The organism is Luteibacter sp. W1I16, from assembly GCF_050434905.1.
Taxonomy (GTDB): Bacteria; Pseudomonadota; Gammaproteobacteria; order Xanthomonadales; family Rhodanobacteraceae; genus Luteibacter.
This window is the reverse complement of sequence record NZ_JBNDJJ010000001.1, coordinates 3,021,420-3,037,628: the sequence shown is the minus strand read 5'-3', so window position 1 is coordinate 3,037,628 and position 16,209 is coordinate 3,021,420. Positions and strand designations below refer to the sequence as shown.

8 protein-coding genes are annotated in these 16,209 nt (G+C 63.7%); 1 reads left to right on the top strand and 7 read right to left on the bottom strand.

Translation table 11 applies throughout. The features are described from left to right. The first annotated feature begins 44 nt into the window (after positions 1-44). On the top strand, positions 45-1,445 hold the full coding sequence (locus QFZ41_RS13320; protein ID WP_429199208.1) for a sigma-54-dependent transcriptional regulator: 1,401 nt from the start codon (positions 45-47) through the stop codon (positions 1,443-1,445). Between the two features lie 75 nt (positions 1,446-1,520). Here the strand turns inward: QFZ41_RS13320 and QFZ41_RS13315 are convergent, their stop codons facing one another. The 7 genes from QFZ41_RS13315 to QFZ41_RS13285 all read right to left on the bottom strand — a co-directional run bounded on the left by QFZ41_RS13315 (position 1,521) and on the right by QFZ41_RS13285 (position 16,144). Further along, positions 1,521-2,000 carry a hypothetical protein gene (locus QFZ41_RS13315; RefSeq protein WP_429199207.1) on the bottom strand — a complete coding sequence of 160 codons (480 nt, stop codon included), beginning with the start codon at positions 1,998-2,000 and terminating at the stop codon, positions 1,521-1,523. Positions 2,001-2,787: 787 nt separating this feature from the next. Next, on the bottom strand, positions 2,788-3,717 hold the full coding sequence (locus QFZ41_RS13310; RefSeq protein ID WP_429199206.1) for an RHS repeat-associated core domain-containing protein: 930 nt from the start codon (positions 3,715-3,717) through the stop codon (positions 2,788-2,790). 10 nt (positions 3,718-3,727) lie between these two features. After that, entirely contained in the window at positions 3,728-9,487 is a 5,760-nt protein-coding gene (locus QFZ41_RS13305; protein WP_429199205.1) for a hypothetical protein, read from the bottom strand. 274 nt (positions 9,488-9,761) lie between these two features. Then, positions 9,762-11,303, bottom strand: a complete 1,542-nt coding sequence (locus QFZ41_RS13300; RefSeq protein WP_429199204.1) for a response regulator — start codon at positions 11,301-11,303, stop codon at positions 9,762-9,764. A gap of 28 nt (positions 11,304-11,331) precedes the next feature. Next, positions 11,332-11,778: a response regulator gene (locus QFZ41_RS13295; protein ID WP_429199203.1), complete on the bottom strand. Its 447-nt coding sequence runs from the start codon at positions 11,776-11,778 to the stop codon at positions 11,332-11,334. Further along, positions 11,775-13,571, bottom strand: coding sequence for an ATP-binding protein (locus QFZ41_RS13290; protein WP_429199202.1), 1,797 nt, complete (start codon positions 13,569-13,571; stop codon positions 11,775-11,777). The genes QFZ41_RS13295 and QFZ41_RS13290 overlap by 4 nt, the downstream gene beginning before the upstream one ends. A 224-nt stretch (positions 13,572-13,795) precedes the next feature. Then, positions 13,796-16,144 (bottom strand): GH92 family glycosyl hydrolase, encoded by a 2,349-nt coding sequence (locus QFZ41_RS13285; RefSeq protein ID WP_429199201.1) that lies wholly within the window; start codon positions 16,142-16,144, stop codon positions 13,796-13,798. Positions 16,145-16,209 lie beyond the last annotated feature (65 nt).

Sequence of the window (16,209 nt, the reverse complement as noted above, 5' to 3'; positions counted from 1 at the left end):
CCGGGCGGTTACATTTGGACAATCCACCGAAACTGTCGGACCTAATGAGCAAGCAGACCGTACTGGTCATCGACGACGAACGGGACATCCGCGAGTTGCTGACCATCACACTCGGTCGAATGGAACTCGACGTCGACGCCGTGGGGAGCGTCAGCGAAGCGCGGAGCGCACTGGCGGCCCGGCGCTACGACCTGTGCTTCACCGACATGCGGCTGCCCGACGGCAGTGGCCAGGAGATCATCGAGTTGATCGCCGCCAACCACCCGGACATGCCGGTGGCGATGATCACGGCGTATGGCAACGTCGACGCGGCGGTCAACGCGCTGAAGGCAGGTGCCTTCGACTTCGTCTCCAAGCCGGTGGACATCCATCTGCTGCGCCGCCTCGTGCGCACCGCGCTTCGCCTTTCGGAAGAGCGCAAGGCAGGGGCTGGCAATAAATCGTCGCCGGGTGCCGATCGCCTGATCGGCGATTCCACCGCGATGACCGAGGTACGAGGCAAGATCGCCAAGCTCGCGCGCAACCAGGCGCCTGTCTACATCGCCGGCGAGTCCGGCGTCGGCAAGGAACTGGTCGCCCGCCTGATCCATGAGATGGGCCCACGCGCGACGGGCGCCTTCGTGCCGGTGAACTGCGGCGCGATTCCGTCCGAACTGATGGAAAGCGAATTCTTCGGTCATCGCAAAGGCAGCTTCACCGGTGCGCATGCCGATAAGGAAGGGCTGTTCCAGGCCGCCCAGGGTGGCACGCTGTTCCTGGACGAGGTGGCGGAGCTTCCCCTGCATATGCAGGTGAAACTGCTACGCGCCATCCAGGAAAAAGCGGTGCGTCCCATCGGCGGTCGCGACGAGATCCCGGTCGATGTGCGCATCCTTTCGGCCACACACAAGAACCTTGCCTCCCTCGTCGAGCAAGGCCTGTTCCGCCAGGATCTGTTCTACCGTATCAACGTCATCGAACTGCGCGTGCCGCCGCTGCGTGAGCGTCGCGGTGACGTACCGAAACTGGCGGACTTCATCCTCCGCCAGCTCGCCATCGAATCGGGTGGCGCACCCGGCCGCCTGCGCCCGGAAGCCCTTGCCGCGCTGGAGGCCTACCAGTTCCCGGGCAATGTCCGCGAACTGGAAAACATCCTTGAACGCGCCATGGCGATGTGCGAAGGCGACACCATCGAAGCCGAAGACCTGATGCTGCCGCAACGCACCGTCACGCCGACACTGGCCGCCGTGACGGAAGCCGCCGCACCGGCCTCCGCCTCCGCCGCACACGCCTTGCGCAGCGCCGCGACCGACGGCTCGCTCGAGGATTACATCTCCAACATCGAGCGCGACACGATCATCAAGGCTCTGGAAGAGTCGCGCTATAACAAGACCGCGACGGCGAAGAAGCTGGGGATCACGTTCAGGGCGTTGCGGTACAAGTTGAAGAAGCTCGGGATCGATTGAGGTTGCTTCAACCACCGGTGGAAATCCTGGTGGGAGCCGACCCTTATATGGGAGCTTTTGAAGCACCAAAACATCCTAGGTAGCCTGACCAGTAATCATGATGTTGTGGCCGGGCGGCGGGGCGAGGGCGAAATCAATCCACCCCTCAAACGCCAGGCTTGCGCACCATGCGACATGAGGGAACGGAAACACGTAGATATGCTGTGGAGCTTCGGCGATCTCAGCGAGATGTGCTGTCACGTCCTTCACGTCACCCGTCACGGCGAGTTCGACGTAATCCCCCACCACGACGACCTGGCCCGTCAGATGCCGGTCAGCAATGAGGCGCTGCATGAATGTGACGAACAGTTGCGGTGCGCCGGAGATACCTAGTCCGCCCGCGCTGATCACTCCGGGGACCTGACTCCAGTCCAATCGATGACGTGGAAAGGGAAATGCGTTCTCGATGGCAACCAAGAACGGATCGATTTCACGCGTGACGGTGAGAATGCCGTCGCGCAACGGGACAGTCAGGCGTTGAAGGAGCAGTCCGTTAAAGTCCGACCCGTCGGTCACGAGTACCCTCACCCCACGGCAATAAATACATGTAGGAACGCGTCTACTGCCGTCATTAGCGCTCCTGACGCGTGGCGAAGCAGGACCTTCCGCCGAACGGAAGCCGATGCGGGCCTCACCGCCACGAATAACCGCAGCGCGCGGCGGCCTCGACTTCGGATAGCACTCTCGTTCAGTGAAACAGTTTAGTCAGCCGGAGGCAGCCCAACCGCCTCTGCCGCTATCATTGCCTTAAGGAGGGCAACACCCTTTAAGTCAAAAGTCCCACTCATGCCCATGCTCTTCACGGTCGTTTGACCACCAGCCTCAATGATGCGTTGTAACCGCAGCTGATCAGACTTTCGCACCGGCCGAAACATAACAATTCCATCCACACAACGACTTTCGAAGACGGCTGACCATTCTCCGACGACAACTACTCTCCGCCCCGTCTTCGTCGCCTCATCACAGGTTAATGAGGACGTTCCCACCGCCACATCGAAAGAGGACGCCGCTCCAGCATCTCTCAAGGCAAGCAATGATATGGACTTATCGTCAACCGCGGGAAGTTTGTATCCTTGTCCCGGCCAGACCAGCCAGGATGAGCGCGGATCATCATCCTTATGTTCTCTGATCTCATGTTCGTACCGATCTAGAGCCTTTATCAGCTCGTCTGCATACGCTTGCTTCCGTGAAGATGCGTGTGGAGCTTGCGGGGCCGAACTTTCCGTCGATACGGCTCCAACAGCTCCGACCCCGGCCGCGCATAGGAAGGCGATAGTGGCTGGCAATGGAATTCTCCTCCACGTTATTTGCATTGCCGCCTCTTACATATCTGGTCAGCGGCCACCTTTGCGTTATCAACAATGGCAGCTCGGACATCGCCGGGACTAGCGTCCGGACTCCACAACCCCCACCTCGAGATGCTACGAGCAGCCTGATTCAAATCAGCTTGAGTTCGAAAGGCGTTAGCCTCATCGAGCACAACTCCTCTCTTGGTAGCAAGATCAAATCTACCAAGGCCGTCGAATACATGCTGTCCTTCGTGAGCAATTGCCGCAGCTGTTTCAATTCGATTGCTATAACCTGGTCCGTCCGGCCCTATAGTTTCGTCAAGCTTTGCGAAATCGAGATTCACATTGACGGACCCATCTTGGTGCAAACTCGTTACCCCAAGTGGACCAGCCTGCGAAAAGGTGACACTCACGCCATTCCCATCCCCCTTCGAACCATAAGCCTTAAGCACTGAAACGAGCCGCCCTTTCGACAGATCTGAGGTTTGAAGTGTGGACACAACACTCTTGATTTCAGCCAAGCCATTTTCAAATCTCTCACACTCGGCCTTGCTTCCTTTACACGTATAAAGCCCCGTTGGATCTTTTAAGATTATCGGATTATTGGATGCATACGCATATTGATTGAATTCCGATGAAAATGGATCGCGCGAGATAAACCTACCTATCTCCGTGTCCATATATCTAGCCTGCATGTATATCAACGACGTCTCTGGCTCTTGCATTGCACCAGAAAAGCCTGGGCCAGGCATCGGATCCAATCCCTTCGATCCGTATGGGCGATAATCGGTCAAGTCAACCACCACTCCCGATGCATCCGTAATCATCAGAACAGAGCCGAGTTCATCCGTGTAGTAATACTGCACGTTTGCCGCACCCGCAGTCGACGTCATGACCAGGGCTGCCGTGAGAAACGCGCGTTGCTTCGCACTTCCATAAGTCACGAGCTTCTCCTTAACCGCCTGATACAAGATTGATGGACACCGTCGGACTCCACGTAGAACAGCCAACATCGTTACAAGCCCGGAATCTGTACTGAAGCGATCCCGTAAAGAATTTGACCGAGCTCCAACTGGTGGCGGAAGTGTCCTGTACGGTCTCGGTATAGCCCGAAGGCAGAATTTCCTGCAGTTCGTATCGCGTCGCGTAAAGGACACTCGCCCACTTCACCAACACGACAGGCTTGTACGATGGTCCGCTCTGCGATACCGAGGGCCAACCGGGTGCAGGCGGAGGCAAGGTCACAGTGACGACGGCTTGGCTGCTCCACGGACCGCATCCGCCAGCATTGCATGCCTGAACCTGGTAGGCATAAGTCCCGTTCACCTGACCGCTCGTAGCCCAACTACCGGCCGCCGTATTCTGGCGCTGTACCCAGCCGCCGCCGTTCACACTTTCGATCAGGTTATAGGTTGCTGCTCCGGCGACGCCCGACCAGCTAATCGTGTACGCACCATTGTGGTTCGCGCCGCCGCCGATGATTCCGGGCGCCGACGCAGGCGGCACCGTGATGCCCACCGCGTTGCTCAGCCGATAGCCACTGCATCCGCTGCCGTTGCAGGCCTGCACCTGGTACTGGTACGTGCCGCTGACCGGCGTGCCGAAGGCCGCGCTGGTGGCCGCGCCGTCATACACCGTGGTCCAGGCGCCACCATTGACCTGCTGGATGACCACATAACGCGTGGCCGTCGCACTTGCCGCCCAGCTCAACGTCACCGGCCCAGGGATCGGCGCCGAGGCGCTGGCGCTGCCCGGCACCGGTGGCGGCAACAGCACACTGACGTTCCAGGTCGGCCCGAACGGCGCGCAACCGCCCGAGGTGCAGGCCTGCACCTGGTAGCCATAGGTGCCCGTGGCGCGACCGGTGCTCGACCAGCTCGTCGCCGTCGAGGCCGAGACCGTCGTCCACGCGCCACCATTGACGCTTTCCCGTAGCGTGTACGAGGTCGCCCCGGCGATCGGCTGCCAGCTCATCGCGACGCTGCCGTTGGTGCTGCTGCCCGCGCCACTCAGGGAGACGTACGGGCCGGCCACCAGGGGCGTGAAGCCGAAGCTCTGGAACCAGGCGATACCCTCCTGCACCGGTTCGAACTGCAGCCTGCGCCCGCTGCCCAGCAGGAGCGAGGACGGGGTCGCGATCGTTACCGCCGCGTGCTGACCCGGGGCGATTTCCGGGATGCCCTGCCGGGTGACGTCGAATTGCACGGCGTTGCCCGCCGCGTCGATGATGTGGTTGCCCAGGTTCACTGGATGCGGCGCGGCCGAGGCCAGCGTCACCTTGCCGTTGTTGGCGATATCCACCGTGGTCAGCACGCTCTGCCCGTCCGCCGACAGCGACGGCGCGGCGGTGATCGTCAACGTCACGTTGACCTGATCGCGGATCAAGCCGGTGACGTTGTTGCAGAGATTGCCGGTACCGGCCGTGGGACAGGCCGAGTACGGGCCGGCGTCCACGGTCGTGTTGTTCGGCCAGTCCTGGAACCAGCCCACCCCGGCCTGCAGCAGGCTGAAGTGGATGCGCTTGCCGGTGCCCAGTACCGCCGGCGCGGCGACATGCATCGTGATCGTGCCGTGGCCACCGACCGGGATGTCGGCCGTGAGGTTCACCCCCGCTTCCGGCTGGGTCGCGGCACCGGCACTGTCCAGCAGGTGGTAGCCCATCTGCACCGGGTATTGGTTATTGGCCGTGAGCGGCCGGGTGCCGTTGTTGGCGATGTCCAGCGTCACGTCGATGGTCGTGCCATCGAGCGAGAGGCGCGGCACGCCCACGATCGCCAGCGCCGTCCTCACCTGGGCGGGTTTGAGGATGTCGATGTTCTCGGTCGCCTTGGCGACCAGCTTCTTGCCCAGGTAGACGTACTCGCTGCCCAGCCGCGTGGCCGGGTCCAGTTCCCACATCAGTTGGCCGGCGCTGTTGTACGCGTAGTAGGTGGTGCCCGCCGGGGTGACCTTCTTCACCCGCCGACCGGCCGCGTCGTAGGTGTACTCCCCCTTGCCCGGGATCGCGGTCAACCGGTTGGCCAGGTCGAAGGTGAGCGCCTGCCCGTCCTTGTTCACCGTGTTGCCACGCGCGTCGTAGACGAAGGCATGCACCGCGGTGGCCCCGTTGGTGATCGCGGTCAGCCGGTTGCTGCCGTCGTAGGCATAGGTGTTCGTGCCGCTGCCGTTGCTCAGGCTGCGGATGTTGTTCAAGGTGTCGTAGGTGTAGCTCTCCGTGCCCCACAGGTTGCTCGCCGTGGCCGAGAGCAGACGGTTCAGGCCGTCGTAGCCCATCACCTTGCTGCGCTGGCCGTTGACCCGGTCGAGGATCTGGCCGACGTTGCCGTTGGCGTCGTAGGTGAAGTCCTCGCTGACATGGAGCGTGGCGCCCTGGCCGTAGGTGAAGTTGCTCAGCAGATTGCGCGCGTTCTTCTGCGCCACGTAGCTTCGACCGCTGCCCAGCGTGTACGAGCGCACGTCGCCGTCGGCGAAGTAGGCGATGCCGTTGGCGTAGCCGCCCACCGTGCCCGGTCGGCCCAGGGCGTCGGGGTTGTAGGCCAACACCTCGCCGTCCGGGTACAGCACGGTGCTCAACGCACCGTTGGGGTCGTAGCCGTAGCCCAGGGCCCAGCTCCAGCCGTCCACCGCCAGCACCTCGGCGGTGAGCAGGCCCAGCTTGTTACGGCCGAAGGTCCAGCCCACCGTGCCCGCGGTGGCCGTGGCCGGGTTGCCCAGGGCGTCGTAGGTGAAGGTGCTGGGCGCGGTGCCGGTGGGGTAGACCACCGAAGTGACCCGGTTCATCGCGTCGTAGGCGCGGACCGTCCGGGCCGCCTCGGCGACCTGGTCCTGGCCGCAGCCCGCGCCGTTGAACGAGGCGCCGGACACACTCCAGGCCAGGTTGTCGGCCCCGTCGTAGGCCAGGATCTCGCTGCCGGACTCCGGCTCCCACGTGCGGCACAGGCGATGCGCGCTGTCGTAGGTCATGGTCTTGGTGACCGACTGGCCCGCCCCGCCCTGGGTGATCGACAGCGGGTTACCGTAGACGTCGCGGGCGATGGTCTGCAGCACGTTCTCCGGCGCCTGCACGGTGACCACGTTGTCGTAGGCGGGCTGGTCGAAGACCTGGTACCAGGTCGTGGTGACGTTGCCCTTCGGATCGGTCACCCGCTTGGCCGCGCCGGACAGGTACTGCGTGGTGGTGGTCAGGTTGCCCAGCTCGGAACTCTGCGTGGTGCTCGTCGGCCGGCCCAGGGCGTCGTAACCGGTCGCGACGCCGGCGACGATGTTGGGCAGGTCCACCGCCCCGTCGACCGGATAGGACGCGAATACCTTGCGCCCCTTCCAGTCGTAGTCGGTGCGCGAGGATACGTAGAAGGCCTGGTCGCTGGCCCGCGCCGTGCCGGACATCACCGGGCGCAGCATCGCATCGAAGTCGGTGCGCTGGAATTTGTTGCCCTGGTAGACGATGCGGACCCAGTGGTTACCGTTGACCCCGCGCGCGGGACCCACGTAGCTGTACTGGAAGGTCTTCGGTGCCCAAGCCACGGCGTCGCCGGCGGGGTAGTCGATGCGGGCCAGGCGGCCGATCGCGTCGTAGCCGTAGCTCGTGGTCGCGCCAGCCTGATTGGTGATCGCGGCGATCTGCCCGAAGTCGTCGACGCTGAGCGTTTGCGCGGTGGCATCCGGGTAACCGATCGACTGCGGAATGCCGCGCTTGTAGTTGCCCAGCGTGGTGGTCTTGCCGTTGCCGTCGGTGAAACTGGCCAGCTGGCCCTGGGCGTTGAAGCTGTAGCCCATCACCTTGCGGCCGAAGCGGTAGCGCTCGGACAAGGTCAGGCTATTGGGGTCATAGACGTTGCGGCCGACGGTCTCGCCCGTGGTCAGGTTGTCGCTTTGCAGCGGCAAGCCGAGAACCCAATGTGCATAGTCGTCTTGCAACGTTGTCCGCTCTTGGACGCTATAGCCTACGCTGCTGTACCGCTGCATCTCACGGGGACGTGCAAAACCATCGAACGACAATGCATTCCACGTGTACTGATCGCCATCTTGCTGGACGACCGTTGAAGCCATCGGTATCTGCTGTTGCATCTGTGCATCATTCATCCGTGTCGACGGCGTGTACCCCCAAGGATGCGCGTATACCCCGGCACGTGCATCCTGTGCCGGGTCGGGATTTACATACCCGTATTGGACGCGTCGGCGCAACGTCGTGGTATCCGCGTCACCGTCGAACACCTCCTCTGAAAGGAGCAGACTCTCCGAGTAGTCATAGCGGTTGCTGAAAGTGCTGCGCTCGGCATGGCCATCGGGAGACACTACCTTCGTCCACACGGTGCTCGCGCAGCCTGTCGAACAATTCACTGACCAGCTTTCGTTGGAGGGTGAATAGGCGTAATTCCAAGTCTGGGTACCGATACCGGCCCCCGACAATTGCCGTTGCGTGATCGCCATGCTGTAGGAAGCGTTTGGGATCGAGGCATAGGTGCCGACGCCATTCGGCGTCGCAGGCATATTCGGTCCAGCCATACAGACCCGGGGGACGTATGACCGCCCTCTTTTAACCGGCTTGATGGTGAAACTGGCGGAAAGCCCGGACGGATGTGTCATGGACGACGTATACGGCGTGCCCACGTTCGAGGGACTGCCGATGGCGTCACAGGTTCCGGCCGCGGAGCTCATGTCGAGCCACGCACTATTGAAGGCAGTCAGGTCGTACGACCAACGGGCGCCATCCGGCTGCGTGACGCTCGAGAGCTGGTATAGCTGCGAGGGTTTGGTATAGGCGTAGGTCCAGGTGCGAGTACCTGCGGCACCACCTTGTACGGTAACACTGGAGATCCGTGGCGAATTCGCCTCATACACAAACGTGACGTGCCGGCCATCGCTGGCCACGATGTCGGAGACCTGATCAGTGTCGCCCCTGTAGGAATATAAGAGGTAGTTTCCGAAACGATCTTCGACCCGCGTCACGAGCATGCGGCCCTCACGTCTCGGAAGAATATCGTCCAAAGCCGCCATCGGTGTCATGACGGCATCCGTGCTCATAGCGGACAGGCTGACCGGCGAAGAGCCGACTGGCCGTGTCATGGTCGGCATGTAGCGGTAGGTGAGATGATCCAGAAAGTACTTCGTGCCGTCCGGCGACACGGCCATGAACCCCTGCCGTGTGGCATCGTTGCTGGCTTGGGCGAGGCAGCCAAGCGACCAGTTTTGTTTGGTCACGATGGGGTAGCTGAGCCCTCCAACGCCGGGTGTGGCAGTGTTGCCGGCAGTCCGAAGGAGCAACTCCTGCGTTCCCTGCCCAGGGATGTGCATCTGGTAGCCCTGCCACCAACTCGCAGGCTCCCAGTCGGCGCGAGAAGAGTCGCCAGCCGGGCCGGGCACGCTTGGAGGCTCCCTGAAACTGGTACAAATCGCCTTCCGGTTGGTCGAGTTCACCAGCCAGCCGATGGGATTGCTGTCATTACCCGGCGTCACCGTCGTGATCTGGGGCAGATCGATGTCCCAGTCACCAAAAGGCCGATATTGCAGGTCCGGGCGATCTTCGGAAGTTTGCAAGGCGAATCGGCGCCCCACCGTGATCATGGGGCCGGTGCCAGCAACGGAGATATCGACCTGTTCGAAGGTCAGGCTACCGTCGTAAAGGCTGATCCGTTCGCCAAAGGGCGTATCGCCGAGCGGCTGGATGTCCTCGCTGACTTTGACCAACTTCTTGTACTCGTCTTCTGGCGTCACGCTCGTCTGGGCATGCACGCCAGAGAGCGGAAAAAGAAGAAGCGCCGTACAGATGATGAAACGGCCAGAAAAGCGCCCACGAAAACGCGCGCAGCCAATGGCCGCGCCATGCACTTCCAACGTCATTCCTTTGTCCCCTGTGCTCCGGCGCTAGCCGGCATGTCCGGAATCTAGCGGTGGACAGGAACTCAAGTCAACACGACAAATTCGCATTCAGGCACTGCGATGGCCGGATGCTCATACCGCGCACGCTGCGTCGGAACAATCCGTGCGCCTACCCCCGATCCAACGCCTCACGCACCTTCCGCAGCAACGCCCGCGACTGCACCGGCTTCTCGATCACGTACAGGTGATCCAGTTGCGGCAGCTCGTCGAGGTTCGGTGGTGCATCGGGCCGCGCCAGCAGCAACACCGCGCCGCCGTAGCCATGGTCGAGCAACGCGGCCAGGGTGCGAACGCCGGTGAACAGGTTCATGTCGGCGTCCATCACCACGAGGTCGGGCACGCCGTGTGCCTCGATCCACTGCAACGCGGCTGTGCCGCTCTGGCTCGCGCCGGCCTGGTAGCCATAAGCGTCGAGGGTGTCGACCAGCAGCGATAGCTGCACCGCCTCCTCCACCACCACGAGCACGCGCTCGGCCTCGCCCTGCAGGCTCGCGTCCATGACCTGCGGTTCGATGTGGTCGCCGTCATCACTGCGCAACGGCAGGTAGAGATGAAATTCCGTGCCCTCGCCGGTCTGGCTGCGCACGCGCATGAGGCCGCCGTGGCTGGCGACGATGCGCTTGCAGGACAACAGGCCCAGACCCGTTCCCGCCTCCTTCGTCGTGAAGAACGGTTCGAACAGACGCTGCAACACCTCCGGCGGCATGCCGTGACCGCTGTCGATGACGGACAAGCGCAGGTAGCGCCCGGGCGCCGACTGCTCGCCGTCGGAGAAGAAGTCCTCCGGCAAGCTGACCAGGTCGGTCTCGATGCGCAGCACGCCACCGTCCGGCATGGCCTGGATGGCGTTGAGGCAGAGGTTGAGCAGGCACTGTTGCAGTTCGGTGTGGTTGCCTTCGAAGGCGACGTCCGGGTCGAAGATGTCCACGTCCATCCGCACCGTACGCGGAACGCTTCCCTGCAGGAGCAGGTTCAGTGCCTCCAGCAAGGCGCCGAGCTTCACCTGTTCCGCGCGGCGCGCGCCGCGCGCGAAGGAAAGCATCGAGGACACCATTTCCAGCCCGCGGCGTCCGCAATCGCGCACCAGCGTGCCCAGCCTCGCGAGGCGCGGATCGTCGGCGTAGTCTTCGAGCGTGTCGCCAGCAAGCAACAGCGGCTGCAACAGGTTGCGCAGATCGTGGCTCAGGCCGCCCGCCAGCAGGGCGAGGCTTTCGAAACGCTGCGCGCGGATCAGCTCCTGTTCCGCCCGCAAGCGTGCACGCTGTTCTTCCGCCTCGCGCAGGGCGCGGCGAACCGCGCTGGCAAGGCGCGCGGTGTTGTGCTTCAGGATGTAATCGGTGGCACCATTACGGAGTGCCTCGATCGCCGCCTCTTCGCCCAGTGTGGCCGAGATGAAGATGAAGGGGACATCGGAACCACGCTCGCGCAGAATCTGCAGCGCGCGTTCGCCGCTGAAGACCGGCATGCTGAGATCGGACAGCACGATGTCCGGATCGAATTCGTCGAGGGCAGCGATATAGGCCTGCTCGTCGTCCACCAGCCGCGTTTCGTACTCGATCCCGTCCTGGTCGAGTTCGGTCAGTACGAGCTCCGCATCGAGGGGGCTGTCCTCGACCTGGAGAATCCTGACCTTCTGGCCTTGCCCGCCCATGTGCCTGTCCCGTTCGTCGTCGCTTGTCTTATTCGCCGTCGGGGCGTTGGTTGAGCACCGCCCAGAAGTGGCCCAGGGTCTGCACCGCCGTGAAGAACTGCTGCACGTCCACCGGCTTCAGCACGTACGCATTGACGCCGAGATCCCAGCTGCGCGCAAGGTCGCTCTCTTCACGCGACGACGAAAGGATGACCACCGGCAGGCGCTTCCAGCGTTCCTCGGTGCGCAGCTGCTTGAGTACCTCGAGGCCATCCATGCGGGGCATCTTGATGTCGAGCAGGATCACGGAGGGATCGCCCTCGGGCCGGCTGGCGTACGCGCCACGGCGGTACAACCAGTCGAGGCAGTCCACGCCATCCTCCACGTGAACGACGGGATTGGCGAGCTTGGCCTCGCGAAGGGCATCGATGGCCATTTCGGCATCGGCCAGGGAGTCTTCGACGAGAAGGATCGTGCGCAGGTCACGCTTGTTCATGTGTCACCCATTCTGGAACCCGGCACATCGGATGCCGGTAGTGAAAAATGGAAAGTGGCGCCGCGATCGATCTCGCCCTCGGCCCACGTGCGGCCGCCATGGCGGGAAATGATGCGCCTGACGTTGGCAAGGCCGATGCCGTTGCCGGGAAACTCCGAAGCGCGGTGAAGGCGCTGGAACACGCCGAACAACTTGCCCGCGTACTGCATGTCGAAGCCCGCGCCGTTGTCACGCACGGAGAACTCGTAGTCGCCCGCGGGCGTACGGTCCAGTCCCACCTCGATCTGCGCGAACTCGCGGTGCGAGGTGTATTTCACCGCATTGCCGAGCAAGTTCTGCCACACGGTACGGAGCATGTTCTCGTCGCCGATGACGATGGGCATCGGTGCGATCTTCCAGTCGATCCGGCGATCCTGCGCATCCGTTTCCACCAGGGCCCGGGCCTCCTCCACCAGCGACTGCATGTCGACCGGTTGCAAGCGCAGCGCACCGCGCCCCAGTCGCGAGAACACCAGAAGGTCGTCGATCAGCTGGGCCATGCGCCGCGACGAGCTGCTGATCACGTCGATGTAATGACGGACACGGTCGTCCGCCTTGTCGCCCAGCTGCATTTCCAGCTTGCCGGCGAAGCCCGAGATATGCCGCAGGGGCGCGCGCAGGTCGTGCGAGACTGAGTAGCTGAAGGCCTCCAGCTCGCGGTTCACATCCGAGATCTGTTCCACCTTGCCTTCGAGCTGCCGGTTCAGTTCGTTGACCTTCTGCTCCACCAGGGCTCGCGCGGTGATGTCGCTCACCGTCAGGAGCAGGGCGGGATGCGCGCTGTCCGGCTGTTCGATGCGACGCGCGTTGATCACGACGAAGCGGTCGATGCCATCCGCCGTGCGCTGGGTGAGCTCGTAATCCCACAGTTCCCGGTCGCGGGCGATCACATCGGAGAGCCGCTGCAACAATGCGGTGTCGCCCCATGCGCCATCCCCGATGCCTTCGAGCGGCAAGTTGTGATCGCTTTCTGAGTCGAGGCCGTAGAGTTCGGCGAAGGCGGTATTCACCAACAAAGTACGAAGGTGGCGATCGAGCATCGCGATCGGTTCGCGTACCGCCTGCACGATGAGCTGCGACCGCTTGACCGCGTCGGCCACGCGGGACTCCGCGGCAAGACGAATGGCGATCTGCCGTTCGGAGACGACGACCACGATGCCGAGCAGGGCGATCTGCGCCAGCGCCGCCACCAACAGCACCACCCGGTTGTTCGCGGCCAGCTTGGCGGCGTCCGCGCGACGAGTGGCGAGCAGCCTCGACTCGTCGGCGAGCACTTCGTCGATGGGGCCCCGGATCGGGAACAGCCTGCGCGCATCCTCCATCGAGGCGAAGGCGCCGGTGCGATCGCCGGCACGCAGGCGCTGCATCGCCTGATCGGTGAGGGCCATGCGTCCGCTGGCGAGCGATTCGAGCGCGCCCAGCCGGGTGAGCTGGGTCGGGTTGTCGCGGGTCATCTCGCGCAGGCCGGCGACGATCCCCGGCACGAGCTTGCGCGGCGCCATGGCGCGCTCGTCCAGCACGTCACCGTCGGGCGCACCGGCGATGCGCGCGTACATCGCGGCCTCGCTGCTGCGCAGGAGGCCGTCCAGTTGGTACACGCTCGCCTTGATCTCGGCGGTATGGGTAACCCAGTCGCGGGAGTTCAGGGCGTCTTCCGAACTCGAGCGCGTCACGACATACGGCAGCGCCACGATCACGAGCACCGCCGCCAGCAGTCCGACCAGCCGCCAACGCAGTCCGATACGTTCGATCATGCCTTCGTCATCCCCACGACGACTCCTGTCCGGAAAGGACATTCATTGTAGACGCGGGACGCGTCGCTTCGGTGGATCCTCATGACATGGCCTCAGGACGCGCGACGGGTGCGCCCTCTTACCCGCCGGCTGGCAAGGAAGAGCGGCGCACCCGTCCGTTTGGAGGCGTGCTTAATGCCGAAGGCGTCGTGAAGAGCCTGTGACGGCGTGTGAAGACGGCTGGCTCAGTTCGCCGGTGCGCTCATGGAATAAGGCTGCGCCCCCTCGCCCGTGCCCCATGCCTTGGCCGGCGTTTCCTGCATGGAGAAATGCAGTTCGCCGCCCGCCACGATCTCCTCGTGGCGGACGAAGGTGCGGTCGAGCGGCTTGCCGTTCAACGTGACCTTGCCGACGTAGGGATGCTTCGCGTCGAGATGATCCGCCGAGACGGTGAAGCGCTTGCCTCCGGCGAGGTTGAGGGTCGCCTTCTCCACGAACGGACGGCCGATCACGTACTGGTTGCTGCCAGGGGCAACCGGGTAGAAGCCCAGCGCCGTAAAGATGTACCACGCCGACATCTGGCCGAGATCGTCGTTGCCGACGAGCCCCGTGGGCGTCGGGGTGTACTGCGTCTGCATGATCTTCACCAGGCGCTCCTGCGTCTTCCAGGGCTGCCCGGCATAGTCGTAGAGGTAGGCCACCTGGTGGCTCGGCTCGTTGCCGTGCGCGTACCAGCCGATCAAGCCGGTGATGTCCTCGACGTGGGCGAAGGACTTCGGATCGACCTTGGCGTCGAACACGGAATCCAGCTTGTCGACGAAGGCCTGCTTGCCGCCCAGCGCCTCGATCAGCCCGGCGACGTCCTGCGGCACATACCAGGAATACTGCCAGGCGTTGCCTTCGGTGTAGTCGCTGCCATAGCCGGCGGACGACGGATCGAACGGCTCGCGGTACGTGCCGTCGCTCTTGCGGGCGCGAAGGAAGCCGGTTTTGGTGTCGAAGCTGTTCTTCCAGTTGCCGGCGCGCTTCATGAAGGTCGCGGCGATATCGTCCTTGCCCATGGCCTTGGCCATCTGCGCCAGCGACCAGTCGTCGAACGCGTATTCCACTGTCTTGGACGCCGCTTCGGGCTGGCGGTCGATCGGCACGTAGCCGAGTTTCATGTAGTCATCGAGGCCGCCGTACGGCCCGTAGGTGGCGCTCGCCACCATCGCGTCCAGCGCGGCGTTGGCGTCGTAGCCGCGGATGCCCTTCATATAGGCATCGGCGATCACCGGCACGGCGTGATAGCCGATCATGCACCAGGTTTCCATGCCCTGGTACGCCCACACCGGGAGGATGCCGAAGGGGCTGGCCTGGCGGGCGGCGATCAATGAACTGACGAAGTCGTTGCTCTTGCCCGGTTCGAGCAGGGTCATCAGGGGCTGCTGCGCGCGGTACACGTCCCACAGCGACCAGGTGGAATAGAAATCGAAACCCTTGGCGGTATGCACCTGGTTGTCGGGGCCGCGGTACTCGCCGTTGACGTCCATCGACAGGCCGGGCGCGATCATCGCGTGGTACAGCGCCGTATAGAACGTCTTGCGGGTCTGCGCGGGCGCCTGCACGTCGACGCTGGAAAGCGCTTTCTCCCAAGCCTGGCGGGCCTCCGCACGGCGCGCATCGAAGTCGAATCCGGCGCCATCCTTGTCCAGGTTGGCCACCGCGTTGTCCTCGCTCACGGACGAGACCGCCACCTTCACGATCAGCGGCTTGCCCAGGTCGCCGAAGTCGAACACGCCCTCGAGGGCGCGGCCGCTGATCGCGTCGACGTCATCCGCCCGGTTGCCCGGGCCGCTGAAGCCACGATAGGGAATGGCCGTCTCGCGGTTCTTGAGGCTGCGCGAGGCCAGGGGCTGGTTGAAGCGCATGGCGAAATACAGCTGGCGGCCGGGCGCCCAGCCCCGCGTGGTGCGGCCACCGGTCACCGTCCCGTCCGCCCGCACGCGCAAGGACGACCACAGCACCTTGCCGTCGTAGTCGTAGATGCTGGGCCGGAGGTCGAGCAGGAGGTGGGCAGGCTTGCCCTTGGGGAAGGTGTAGCGGTGCCAGCCCACGCGGGCACCCGCGGTCAGCTCGGCGCGCACACCGTAGTCGGCCAGCGTGACGGCGTAGTACCCTGCCTCGGCTTTCTCGCTCTTGTGGTCGAAGCGCGAGCGATAGCCGCTGCCAGGCTGGTCGGGGGAACCGGGATCCAGCTTGACGTCGCCGGCGATGGGCATGACGAGCACGTCGCCCAGGTCGGAGTGGCCGCTGCCGGAGAAATGCGTATGGGAGAAACCGAGGATGCTCGAGTCGCCGTACTGGTAGCCGGCGGCCCACTTATAGGCGTGCTTCACGTCCGGCATGGCCGTGTCCGGCGAGAGCTGGATCATGCCGAAGGGCACCGTGGCGCCGGGGAAGGTGTGTCCGTCGCCACCGGTTCCGATCATGGGATCGACCGCCGCGAAGGCGCTGGACGCCTTGTCGCCGGGGGCCGCCAGCGCGAGCGCGGGCAAGGCGAAGGACAGGGCGGCGGCCAACAGGCCGTGGCGCAGACGGGTGGTGCTCGACATCGTGGGTTCCCCTCGGGTGGACGCGTTGCGGGTGGCCTCGATCATTTGGATCGTGACAAACGGAC

Bases quoted from the DNA above. Each gene is read 5' to 3' on its own strand.
- QFZ41_RS13295 (WP_429199203.1), bottom strand. From the start codon at position 11,778: ATGAACAAGCGTGACCTGCGCACGATCCTTCTCGTCGAAGACTCCCTG.
- QFZ41_RS13290 (WP_429199202.1), bottom strand. From the start codon at position 13,571: ATGATCGAACGTATCGGACTGCGTTGGCGGCTGGTCGGACTGCTGGCG.
- QFZ41_RS13320 (WP_429199208.1), top strand. From the start codon at position 45: ATGAGCAAGCAGACCGTACTGGTCATCGACGACGAACGGGACATCCGC.
- QFZ41_RS13300 (WP_429199204.1), bottom strand. From the start codon at position 11,303: ATGGGCGGGCAAGGCCAGAAGGTCAGGATTCTCCAGGTCGAGGACAGC.
- QFZ41_RS13285 (WP_429199201.1), bottom strand. From the start codon at position 16,144: ATGTCGAGCACCACCCGTCTGCGCCACGGCCTGTTGGCCGCCGCCCTG.